The organism is Micromonospora sp. A200, from assembly GCF_029893845.1.
GTDB lineage: Bacteria > Actinomycetota > Actinomycetes > Mycobacteriales > Micromonosporaceae > Micromonospora > Micromonospora purpureochromogenes.
Genome location: NZ_JARXXY010000002.1, coordinates 115,893 through 127,691, shown reverse-complemented (window position 1 = coordinate 127,691; position 11,799 = coordinate 115,893). Strand labels below are relative to the sequence as shown.

General features: G+C 71.7%; 9 protein-coding genes. 5 read left to right on the top strand and 4 right to left on the bottom strand.

The window, feature by feature from the left end:
- Positions 1–73 precede the first annotated feature (73 nt).
- Complete coding sequence (locus M2302_RS02510; protein ID WP_088963283.1) at positions 74–283, top strand: hypothetical protein; 210 nt, start codon at positions 74–76, stop codon at positions 281–283.
- An 11-nt stretch (positions 284–294) separates the two neighbouring features.
- Here M2302_RS02510 and M2302_RS02505 read toward each other — a convergent pair whose 3' ends face one another.
- Positions 295–786 carry a GNAT family N-acetyltransferase gene (locus M2302_RS02505; protein WP_280836529.1) on the bottom strand — a complete coding sequence of 164 codons (492 nt, stop codon included), beginning with the start codon at positions 784–786 and terminating at the stop codon, positions 295–297.
- 206 nt (positions 787–992) lie between these two features.
- Here M2302_RS02505 and M2302_RS02500 point away from each other — a divergent pair, with 206 nt between their 5' ends.
- Entirely contained in the window at positions 993–1,496 is a 504-nt protein-coding gene (locus M2302_RS02500) for a DUF1990 domain-containing protein (protein WP_280836341.1), read from the top strand.
- A gap of 54 nt (positions 1,497–1,550) precedes the next feature.
- Here the strand turns inward: M2302_RS02500 and M2302_RS02495 are convergent, their stop codons facing one another.
- Entirely contained in the window at positions 1,551–2,471 is a 921-nt protein-coding gene (locus M2302_RS02495) for a DNA-3-methyladenine glycosylase 2 family protein (protein WP_280836340.1), read from the bottom strand.
- A gap of 499 nt (positions 2,472–2,970) precedes the next feature.
- Here M2302_RS02495 and M2302_RS02490 point away from each other — a divergent pair, with 499 nt between their 5' ends.
- The 3 genes from M2302_RS02490 (at position 2,971) to M2302_RS02480 (ending at position 9,520) form a co-directional block, all read left to right on the top strand.
- On the top strand, positions 2,971–4,890 hold the full coding sequence (locus M2302_RS02490; RefSeq protein ID WP_280836339.1) for a stealth family protein: 1,920 nt from the start codon (positions 2,971–2,973) through the stop codon (positions 4,888–4,890).
- Between the two features lie 72 nt (positions 4,891–4,962).
- Positions 4,963–7,692, top strand: a complete 2,730-nt coding sequence (locus M2302_RS02485) for a CDP-glycerol glycerophosphotransferase family protein (protein WP_280836338.1) — start codon at positions 4,963–4,965, stop codon at positions 7,690–7,692.
- A 61-nt stretch (positions 7,693–7,753) separates the two neighbouring features.
- Positions 7,754–9,520 (top strand): stealth family protein, encoded by a 1,767-nt coding sequence (locus tag M2302_RS02480; protein WP_280836337.1) that lies wholly within the window; start codon positions 7,754–7,756, stop codon positions 9,518–9,520.
- Positions 9,521–9,753: 233 nt separating this feature from the next.
- On the opposite strand, the gene M2302_RS02475 is transcribed toward M2302_RS02480, so the two are convergent.
- Positions 9,754–10,752 carry an endonuclease/exonuclease/phosphatase family protein gene (locus M2302_RS02475; protein ID WP_280836336.1) on the bottom strand — a complete coding sequence of 333 codons (999 nt, stop codon included), beginning with the start codon at positions 10,750–10,752 and terminating at the stop codon, positions 9,754–9,756.
- Positions 10,753–10,975: 223 nt separating this feature from the next.
- Positions 10,976–11,635 (bottom strand): hypothetical protein, encoded by a 660-nt coding sequence (locus M2302_RS02470; RefSeq protein WP_154942917.1) that lies wholly within the window; start codon positions 11,633–11,635, stop codon positions 10,976–10,978.
- Between the last annotated feature and the right edge of the window lie 164 nt (positions 11,636–11,799).

Below are 11,799 nucleotides of genomic sequence, written 5' to 3'. Positions count from 1 at the left end.
CGTGTCCGGAGTCCGGCCCGTCCGTCCCTCCCGTACGAATCACGTTTGCGCAGGTCAGAGCTACCGTCGCCGGGTGGAGTGGGTGTGCTGCTGCTGCGGGCGGTGGCGGGTCAGCGTGGAGCTGATCCGGGGCCGGCAGCGCTATCGGCTGGTCCGCCGCTACCCGGCCGAGTTCGGCGGCGGCAAGGACGTGCTCGGCGAGGTCGGTACCGTGACCGAGCTGGAGGAGCTGCTGCGCCGGCGTACCCCGCTCGACCTGGCCGACCTCCGCGAAGCCGCCTGACCCCCGCCCCCTCAGGGCCCGCTGCGAGCGGGGCTGACCAGCGGCTTCTGCAGTACGGCCAGCCGTACCCCGTTCGGGTCCGGCCGGTGCCCGACGATCCGGAAGCCGTGCCGCGCGTAGAACCGCAGGTTGCCCGCGCTTTCCGCGCCTGTGAAGAGTTCGAGCCGGGCGGCCCGACCGGCGCACGCCGACTCGACCGCGCCCAGCAGCCGGCTGCCGATGCCACGTCCCTGCTGGTCCGGGGCGATCGAGAGCCGTCCGACGTGGGCGGTGTCGCCGGCCACCCGGGCGCGCACCGAGCCGACCAGCCGGTGCCCGGCCCGGGCGGCGAGCACGATCGTCGGCCCGGTCAGCACCGCCCGGACCTCGTCGAGGGTCTCGGTCAGCGGCGGCAGGAACGGGTCGGTGTAGCGCTGGGCCTCGGCGACGTAGGCGGCGCGCTGCACGGTGAGGATCTCCCCGGCGTCCGCGACGCCGGCCGGGTCCACGGTCACCTCGGTCACCACCCCACCCCAGCACACCGCCGCCCGGACGCGAGGCCGTCCCCACCTCCCCAACGCGTTGATCATGAAGTTGTTGTCGGCGGCCGCGGCGTGTCGGGACAACAACTTCATGATCAAGGCTGTGGTGTGAGGGAGCGCGGTCGGTCGGGCCGGGGGGCCCGGGGTGGGTGGGGGCGGGGGACGGCGGCCGACCCTAGGCTGGACGCGTGTCCGAGCTGACCTACCAGGAGGTCGGGGCGACCCGGGACGGGCGGCTGCCGGCCGGCTGGCACCAGGTGCGCCACCGGTACCGGCTGCCCGAGGGGTGCTACGCCGTCGCCGCCGAGGCGGTGCTGACCTGGCGGCTGCACCGGACGGCCGGCTTCCGGATGCGTACCGACGCGCCGCGCGCCACCCCGGGCGTCCGGGTCACCACGGGCCTGGGGGTGGGGCCGCTGCGGGTCTGGGGCCCGTGCGAGGTGGTCTGGGTCTCCGACGACGAGCGCAGCGCCGGATTCGGCTACGGCACCCTGCCCGGGCACCCGGCGCGCGGCGAGGAGGCCTTCCTGGTCACCCGCGACGACGCCGGCGCGGTCTGGTTCGAGGTGACCGCGTTCAGCCGGCCGGACCGCTGGTTCATGCGCGCCGCCGGGCCCGCCGGCCGGGTCGTCCAGCACGGGTACGCGCACTGGCTCGCCCGCACCCTGCGCCGCCTCTGCGCCCGCCGCTGACGCCGGCCGCCACGGCCGGACGGCTGCCCGCCGGAGGGCCGGAGACGGCCCGGATCAGAAACGGGCGAAGGAGCGGATCGGCGCGCGCGGCCCGAACTTCGGCGCCTGGATCCCGGCGGCCTCCAGCAGCCCGCAGACCCGCCCCCGGTGCCCCCGGAACGGCTCCAGCAGGGCCAGCATCCGGGCGTCGTCGCCGCGCGCCTCACCGGCCAGCGCCCAGGCGACCGTGTTCGGCACGTGGTAGTCGCCGACGCTGACCGCGTCCGGGTCCCCGTACGCAATCCGGACCACCTCGGCGGCGGTCCACGGGCCGATGCCCGCGATCGCGGTCAGCCGCCGGGTCGCCTCGGTGCTGTCCGCGCAGCGTTCCAGCCGGTCGGCGACGGCGGCGGCCCGGCGCAGCGTGTCGGCCCGGCGCTGCTCCACGCCGAACGGGTGGAAGACCCAGTACGGCGCGGCGGCCACCACCTCCGGCCCGGGCGGCAGCAGCAGCGGCTGCATCGGCCCCGGCGCCGGCTCGCCGAAGTGCCGGACGGTCGCCGCGTACGCCCGGTACGCCTCCTTGCCGGTCACCTTCTGCTCGAAGATCGCCCGCAGCAGCCGGGGGAAGACCTGGCCGGTGGCGGGCATCCGCCGCCCCCGGTGCTGGGCGGCCAGCCGGGCCACCAGCGGGTGCGCGGCGGCCAGCTCGGCGAACCCGGTGAGGTCGTCGCGCAGCCCGGCGATCGCGTCGGCGCGCTCGACCACCCAGTCGGCCCCGGGGCCGTACCCCTCGGCCAGCAGCTCCCCGCCGCCGGCGCGCAGCGCGAGGGCGGCCGGCCCGGCCGGGGTGCGGGTGGCGTACCAGAAGGTGCCGGCCGCGATCCGCGCGCACGGGTCGTACGGGCTGAAGGTGAGCGACCGGACGGAGGCGGCCAGCCGGTAGTCGGCGGGCGGGCGCAGCGCCCGGCGCGCGGCGGGCTCGGTCCAGGTCACCAGCCCACTCTGCCACCTCTGTCGTCGGCAGTCGGAAGAGGTACGTGCCGACGGTCCGGCGGGAGAGCTCAGCGGACAATTTCCGCCTGCCCGTCCTGGTGCGGCTCCACCACCTGAACGGCCAGGATTTTTCCGGCAAGTGCTACAAATCCATATATCTCCAACATGCGAGCATGCCCTTCCGCCCCCTTCCGCCGATTGGTTGGTTTCTCGCCGGTGAACTCGCTGCTAACGTGCCATCTGCGCTGGCCGGAGACCCGTCTCGGGAGACGGCCGCCGGTACGGATCGCGAGGGTCACACTGACCGGGAGACGGCTCACCGCCCACCCCTGTCCGACCGTCCGGCAGCGCAACGGGGGCTCTGCAGAGAGGCATGCGGTGATGACTGCTCGTGCGGTTGTTCGGCCGGGGCAGGTCGGGTGCGGCGTTTCGTCCCGCCACCAGCAGCACTGACGATGGTCACCGACGAGGTGGCCGTCCGACCGGAACGGCCAGCAGCATGATCGCCCTGCGCGTCTACCGACTCCTCCCGCCCGCCGCTCGGCGCCGGCTGCTCGGCCTGCTTCCCGCGCACCGGCGGCTCCGCCTCGTGCGCACCTTCACCCGCCCGCGCGGCGGTGACACGGTGCACCCGGTCGGCGCTCGGGTGACCGTCGCCGACGGCGGCGTCCGCACCGAAGCAGAGGTGGTCGCCCGGGCGACACCGCTGGAGATGTGGCACCGCAACCTGGTGGCCGTCACGTCCACGCTGGAGTCGGCCGGGATCGAATACCACTGCCTGCGCAACGACGACTACCTGCGTAGCTCGGTGGCCATCCTGGTCGACCAGCGGGACGCGGTGCGTCGCCTGGTCCGGTCCGCACCGGAGTTGTCGGGCGCGCACGTGCGCACTGTCGAGGTGCAGCCCGGGCGGAACCAGCCGGACCTCGCCCCGGCCGAGGTGATCCAGGTGTGGTTCCCGGTGACCGACGCCCGGGCGGGCGTGGTCCTGGGGGCCCAGTTCGCCTGCGAGATCGAGTTCTGGACCCGGGTGGGTGACGTCGTCCGGGCACCCCGGCACAACGCGGTGATCGACGAGGCGCCGGCCCGGGCCGAGCCGGTACGCGTGGCCGCGGCTCTGCTCAGCCACTTCGTTCCTGAGGCGGACGACCACACCTACGGCACCCGCCGCGATCTCACCGTCCGCGCCCCGGACCGGGTGGGCTTCCCGATCGACGCCGTCTACACCTGGGTGGACGGCTCGGATCCGGAATGGCTCAAGCGCAAGATGGCCGCGCTCCGTGCTCCCGACGCGCCGCGGCACGCGGTGGCGGCGAACTCGTCGCGCTACCACAACCGGGACGAACTGCGGTATTCCATGCGGTCGCTGCACGGCTTCGCGCCCTGGCTGCGACGGATCTTCCTGGTCACCGACAGCCAGCTGCCGAGCTGGCTCGACCCGACCCACCCGATGATCACCGTCGTCACGCACGCCGAACTCTTCGCCGATCTCGGCGGCCGGTCGTCGTTCAACTCGCACGCCATCGAGTCCCGGCTGCACCGCATCGAGGGCCTGGCGGAACATTTCCTCTACCTCAACGACGACGTCTTCCTCGGCCGGCCGCTGCTGCCGACCCACTTCTTCCATGCCAACGGGATCGCGAAGTTCTTCCTCTCCCCGGCGCAGTTCGGGCTGGGCGAGGCGAGGGCCGCCGACCCGCCGGTGAACGCGGCCGGCAAGAACAACCGCCGGCACATCCAGCGGCTCTTCGGCGTGACCATCACGCAGAAGATGAAGCACACTCCGTTCGCCCTGCGGCGCAGCATCATGCACCAGATCGAGCAGATGTTGCACGCGGACGTGACCGAGACGGCACGGCACCAGTTCCGCCACCACGGCGACCTGTCGATTCCGTCCTCCCTGCACCAGTACTGGGCGTACCTGACCGCGCAGGCGGTGCCGGGCGACATCGAGTACGAGTACGCGGACCTCGGTCACCCCTCGACGCCCGCCCGCCTCACTGAGCTGCTGACCCGTCGGCACCGTGACGTGTTCTGCCTCAACGACACCGACTCGGATTCGGAGGCCTTCGCCGAGCAGGAGCGGATGCTGGCCGACTTCCTGTCCCGCTACCTGCCGTTCCCCGCCCCGTTCGAGCTGCCCGACGACGTGGTCGCCGAGCGGCGGAAGCTGGGCGCCAGCGCGCTGTGGCGGCAGTCGCGCGGCGCGGATCGGTACGGCCGGCAGGTGGATGCCCCGACCACGCCCGCCCTCGGCCGGCAGGTGGACGCCCATACCGCGCGCCCGCTGCGGGTCGGTCCGCGACTGGACGCGCCCACGCTGCCCTCGATGCGCATCGCCGCCACCCGCGAGGCGCAGGAGGACATTGTGTCGCCCGGCTGGTGGGGGACGTACCCCGCCGAGCGTCCCGATGCCTGAACCTGATTCCCGTCGCACATTACGCTTCGACCAGCTCGTCAACATCTCTGCGAACCCCCAGTGGAGCCCAGTGTGGTAGGCCCTGCCCCCCAGGTCACGATCATCGTCCCGGTCTACAACGTCGAGGACTACCTGCCCGAGACGCTCGAATCGATCGCGGCGCAGACCGTGTTCGCGCAGTGCAACGTCATCCTGGTTGACGACGGCAGCACCGACGGTTCGGTGATCCTGGCGAAGCAGTTCGCTGCGGAGCACCCGAACGTGACCGCGATCCAGCAGGAGAACAGCGGGCCGGGCGCGGCCCGGAACCGGGCGCTGGACATGGCTGACACGCCGTACGTCGCGTTCGTCGACTCCGACGACATCCTGCCGCCGCGTGCCATCGAGGTGCTGCTCAACGCGATCGTGGCGAACAAGGCGAGCATGGCCGTCGGCGACATGGACACGTTCCCCAAGCCCACCCCCTTCCTCTGGAAGAAGCCCTTCGGCAAGGGCGACCGCCTGCTGGAGACGGTGGTCGACGCGCCCGACCTGATCTTCGACGCCGGCCCGTGCCACAAGCTCTACGACCTTTCCCAGCTCCGGGCGCACGGCCTGCGGTTCCGCGAGGGGGTCCACTTCGAGGACGCCTTCCTGGCCATCCCCATGCTGCTCAAGGCGGAGCGCATCGCACTGGTCGACGAGGTGGTCTACAAGTACCGCAAGCGGGCGGTCAGCAGCTCCATCATGGACAACCTGTTCGTCCGGGAACAGAACTTCTGGGACCATCTGGAACTCTGCGAGACCCTCGCGGAGCTTCGTTCCGAGCTGGACGTGTTCCGCCGCGAGGTCCTCGAACGCTTTCTCGTTCGCAGCTACCAGGGCTTCGCCATGCGGGCGCACGACCTCTTCGAGGACGCCGACCTGTGGAAGATCTTCGACCGGTGCAGTCGGATCTACCACGACATCGACCCGTCCTTCATCGCGCGTTGGACGCTGGACACCCGGCACCGGGTGGCGTACCTGGCCTTCAAGTCGTACGACTTCGAGCTGTTCGCCCGGCCCTGGGAGCGGTTGCAAGGTGTCGTCGCATGCGGCGGTGACCTGCACCTCGACTACCCGGTCACACCGGCGTTGCTGCCGCTGACCAAGGTGACCGCCGTGGGGGCGCGCGTGGAGCAGGTGCTTCTCTCGCCCTCGGGGGACACGCTCAAGGTGTCCGGGCACATGGTGATCAACGGGCTGCCGATGCGGGCCCCGATGGCCACGCCGCTCGGGCTGCGGGTGCGGGGCAGCAACCTGACCGCGCCGGTCACCGTCGAGAGACGGGCTGACCTCAAGGCGGGAGACGACAACCGGGAGTGGAGCGGCTTCTCGGCCGAGCTCCCGGTGGACAAGCTCCGCAGGGGGCAGCACCACCTCCGGCTCGTGTTCCTGACCGAGACCGGCCAGGCCTCCCGGCAGTGCCTGATCTCCGCCGCCTTCCTGCGTGACGCCACGACGAAGGTGGCTGGCGACACCCGGATCCTGCCCACCTTCACCGGGCGGGAGAACGCGGCGCTGCTGGTGCAGCGGGGCGGCGGGACCGCGGGGCGGCGGCGGTGGCGGCGACTCATGGTGCGCAAGGACCTACGGCACATCGCCTCACGGGCCCCCTTCTGGAAGCAGCGCCTGCTCCGCCTGCTCACGGCTCCGCTGATGAGCCGGCGCGACGTATGGCTGATCGGCGAGCGCAGGGACACGGCGCAGGACAACTCCGCGCACCTGTTCCGGCACCTCCGCCAGGTGGAGCGCAGGCGGAACGTCTACTACCTGCTGGCGAAGGAGAGCGCTGACCGTCAGCGGCTGCGAGGGCTGGGCAACGTCGTCACCCACGGCTCCTTCCGGCACAAGTTCCTGATGCTGCACGCCACCAAGCTGATCAACTCGTATGACATCGACGCCTACATGTTGCCGGAGCGTTGGGAGCGGTCGCCGTTCCTGAAGCACCTGAACTGGCGGATCGCCTCGTCCCGGGTCTTCCTCCAGCACGGCGTGACCGAGAAGGACGTGAGCGCCGGTCTGCACCGGGGCCGGGGTTCGTTCGACCTCTTCGTGGCCTCGGCGCACCGGGAGGCCGAGTACGTGGCGAAGGAGCTCGACTACGGGGACATGGTGAAGACCACCGGCATGCCCCGGTTCGACGCGCTGGTCCCGGACCGGGGCAGGCGGAGGATCCTGTTCATGCCCACCTGGCGCACATACCTGGTGACCCCGTCGTACAACAGCTCCGCCCGACCTCGGGTCGCCTTCGACGGATCGGCCTACCAGGTCTTCATCGCCGAGCTGTTCGGCAGCGAGCGGCTGCGGCAGGCGCTGCGCCGGCACGGCTACGTGCTGGAGTTCCTCCCGCACTACGAGATGCGCTCGCTGCTGACCGATGTCGTCCCGGCAGACGACTGCTTCGCCATGGCGGACCAGACGACTCGCACGGTGCAGGACGCGCTGCGCCAGTGTGACCTGTTCATCACGGACTACTCGTCCACCGCCTTCGACGTCGCCTACCTCGGCACCCCGCTGATCTACGCCCAGTTCGACGAGGAGGAGTTCTTCACCGTCGGCGGTTACAAGAAGGGCTACTTCGAGGCCCGGGAGGACGGGTTCGGCCCGGTCTGCGAGACCGCGGAGGAGACCGTGAACGCGATCATCAGGTACCTGGAGAACGGGTGCGTCCGCGAGGAGGAGTACTCGCGCCGGGCGGCCGATTTCTTCGCCGTCCAGGACCGCAACAACTGCCAACGGGTCGCCGACGCCATCGCCGCGCTGCCGGGGCCCCAGCGGTGAGTCGGCGACCCGTTCCCATGCGGGAGTCAGCGGCCGGTGCGGGCGGACCGGGAGGACAGCGGTGACCGACCCGAAGCCGACGCCGTCGGAGACGCCACGGGCACTCGCGGAACCGTCGGGGCTCGTCGAGGTCTATCGCCGGGTGCTGAGCCCGCAGACCCGCCGCGCCATCGCGACGAAGGTGAGTCCGAAGGCGCGGCACCAGCTGAAGCAGTGGGTCGCCCGGGCGTCGGCTGACACCACGGTGGCCGGGCGCCGGGGCGAGCGGATGGCGCGGCGACAGCCCCAGTTGCTGGCCGGAGGCGACCGGGTGGTCGTCACCGCCGACCGCGCGCCCCGCATCGCCCAGGTCGACGCCGACCTCACCCCGCTGCGCGCCCGGGCGGGGAACCTGACCGTCGTCACGGCGGCCCTTGACGAGGCAGGCGTGGCCTACTTCCGGGTCCGCGGCAGGACCGACTGCGCATCGGTGGTCGCCGTCGACGACGCGGACCGGAAACGGGCGTACGCCGCGCTCGCCGCCGCCTGCGCCCGGGTGCCCGGCTACGTCACCGTGCCGCGGGCCCACGCGGAGCGACCTCCGTCGGCCGGCTTCGAGTCGCGCACCTGGGACCGCCTGACCGACGCCCCGGTCATCCGGCTCACCTGGTACCGGACCGACCCGCGGCGCCGGCTCGTGCTCGGCCAGGCCCACGGGTGCGAGGTCGAGTTCTGGACCCGGCAGGGCGACGAGCTCGTCGCTCCCCGCCCGAACCCGGTGGCCGAGCGGGTCCAGGTGTCGGCGCCGCCGGTGTTGACGTCCGAGTCGCTCTTCACCGGCCTGGTGCCGTACACCGGCGCGACGACCGCGCGCACCCGGCAGGAGTTCGCCGGACGGCAGCCCGACGACGTCGCCTTTCCGGTCGACGTCGTCTACACCTGGGTGGACGGCGCGGACCCGGAGTGGCTGCGCCGCCGCGCCGAGATCGCCGGCGTCCCGTACCACGCCGAGGCGGCGAGCGCGGCCCGCTTCCTCAGCCGCGACGAACTGCGCTACTCGCTGCGGTCGCTGCACCAGTTCGCGCCCTGGGTACGCCAGGTCTACCTGGTGACCGACGACCAGGTGCCGGAGTGGTTGGAGCCGTCGGCCCCAGGGATCCGGGTGGTCAGCCACCGGGAGATCTTCGCCGACCCGTCCGTGCTGCCGACCTACAACTCGCACGCCATCGAGAGCCAGCTGCACCACATCGACGGGCTCTCCGAGCACTTCCTCTACCTGAACGACGACGTCTTCCTCGGCACCGAGGTGCTGCCCCGGGACTTCTTCCTGGCCAACGGCATCTCCCGGTTCTTCCCGTCGCCGGCTCTGGTGCCGCCGGGTGCCCCGACCGCGGAGGACATCCCCTCCTCGGCGGCCGGGAAGAACAACCGTGCGTTGATCGCCGAGCGCTTCGGCACGGTGCTCACCCGGAAGATGAAGCACATGCCCCACGCGCTGCGACGCAGCGTCCTGTACGAGATCGAGGAAACCTTTGCGGCCTCGCACCGGGTCACCGCCGGCAGCCGCTTCCGCAGCATGTCGGACATCTCGATCGCCTCGTCACTGCACCACTACTATGCGTTCCACACGGGCCGGGCGGTGCCGGGGGACCTGCGCTACACCATCGCTGAGTTGTCCCACCCCGACACACCGGCACGCCTGGCGCACCTGCTCGCCCGCCGGGACCGGCACGTCTTCTGTCTGAACGACGCGTTCTCCACCGAGGAAGACCTGGCGGCCCAGCTTTCGGTCCTCACGCCCTTCCTGGACACCTACTTCCCGGTGCCCAGCCCGTGGGAGAAGGGCTGACCCTGGGTACGCGCAGCGGCGCCGGCCCGCCTCCGGGCGGGCGCCGTTGCGGGCTCTGCGGGTCGTGGCGCGCACCCGCAGCAGTCGTGCCAGGTGGAACGGTGATCCCTCACTCCGAGGAGTCCAGGCCTACCTCCGGGAGCGCCTCGACTCGATCCTGCAGCAATCGTCTGGGCCGTCGAGGTCATGCTGGTCCGGTCCGGTCCGGTCCGGTCCGGATCGGCTCGCGGCGATCAGGCGCCGGTCGGGTTGGGGTAGAGATGGTAGCGCGCCGCCAGCAACCGGTGGTCGGAGAGCGGCGCCTGGATCGCATCGCAGCCGAGCGGCTTGAGGCCGGGTCCGGAGAACAGGTAGTCGATCTTGACCTTGCCGAACGTCGCCTGCATCCTGCCCAGGTCGCAGTCGACGCTCTGGTCGTACAGCGGTTGCAGGACGAGCTGGTGCCTGCCGGTCACCGTCGCGGCCGGGGTGGTGTTGAAGTCGCCGCCCACGATGGTCAGATATCCCTGTGCGCGGCCGCGGCGCGCCTCGGCGGCGAGCCGCGCGGCCTGCGCGGCCCGAAACCCACCGTCGGGATCCTGCTCCGGCGTTGACAGGTGGGCGCCACAGACCTGGAGCTGGGGCACGCGCAACCGGACGCACAGCGCAAACCGCTGCTCCATCCACCTGCTGTTCCTGGGTTTGGGTGACGGGAGCTGAACCAGCCACGACACCTGGACGGGCGATGCCGCACGGGCACCCCGCTCGACCGCCGCCCGCACCGCCACCGCCTGGCCGTACCGGTCTCCGTTGGCCCCGCAGGTGGTCGGTCGGCTGACCCTCGTGCCGCGCTTGACTGCGGCCGTCGTGGCCTGGCGGAAGTGCACCTTCCAGTCAGTGCCGAGGCTGCTCCCCAGCGCGGGCAGCAGGTCGGCGCACATCTCCTGCAGCAGCACCACGTCGGCCGAGCGATTCCGTGCCGCCTGGCCAATGGCGGCGGCGAGCTGCCGGTGCCGGCTGGCGGCGGGACAGCGCTGTTTGGCGTTGGCGCACGCGTTCCAGGTGAGCACCGTCAACGAAACCAGCGCGGGCGGTGCGGGAGCCGGCGAGGTGGACTGGGTGGGTGCCGCGATCGCGGGGCGGTCGTCGTCCACGGGCCACCGCGCGGCCGCCGTCGCGCCGATGGCGCCGATGAGGGAGCCGGCCAGCGCGAGCACCACCGGCAGGGGCGCTCGGCTCCGCTTCGGCGCCATGCCGCCTCTCTTCCCCGGATATCGGCGCTGTCGTGCTGTCGACCGTGGACAACCATGTCGCAGCCGCCGCTGGGCTGCCAGATTAGCGGTCGGCGGGCCCGGTGGCGGAGGCAGGGGCCATGCGAGACGAGAGGCGCTACCGGTACGACGGCGTACATGACGATGGCCGGCCGCGCCCTCCCCGGCTGCGACCGGCCACCGTGTCCCGGATGGTGGCGGGAGATCAGTACGAGTAGCCGGAGCCGCCCGCGTCCGCGCCGCCCGAGTCGCCGGCCGCCGGCGGAGCGACCGCCTTCGGGGTGCCGGTCGGCAGGCAGGTCAGGTTCTTCTTGCCGTTCGGGTCCACCACGAACCAGGTGCCACCGACGCCCTGGCCCTTCCACTGGCCCGGCTTCTTGTCACCGATGTAGCGGTAGACAGGCCAGCCCCCGATGGTGATCTGCCGGGTGCCGTCCTGGCGGGTGACGGTGCCGACCTTGTCGTCGGAGACGCCCTCCAGCTGCGGGTTGCCGTCGGTCAGCGCGGGCGGCCACACCTGGGCGCACTTGTCCACGCAGTTCGACGACGGCGGATCGTCGGAGTCCTTGTCGAAGCGGTAGAGGATCCAGCCGTCCTGGTCGGTGACCACGTTGCCCATCCGGGCGACCTTCTTGCCGACCAGTTCGTCGGTCAGGCGCACGTCCGCGGGGGGCGGTGCCTGCTCGGCGGCCGGCGCTTCGGCGGAGGCGGAGGCCTCCGGTTCGACCGCCGCGGTGGGCTCGGCCGCGGCGACGGCGACCGGCTCGGCAGCGCTGGAGTTCGCCCCGTCGTAACCCGCGGGAGCGCAGGCCGTAAGTGCGACCATCGCGCTCGCGACGATGACGGTTCGCTTCATCTGTGCCACGTGCCCTCCTCATTCTTGGCAGTTCACCGAGTAGTACGGAGGGTCCACTGTCAAGGTTGAACGATTGACAGTGGGCAATTTCACTCGAACCCGTTGAACCGTTCCGGGGCTACGTACGTGTGCAGGCACGTCGGCGTCGCCGCGGCCAAAGCCGAAACGGCGCC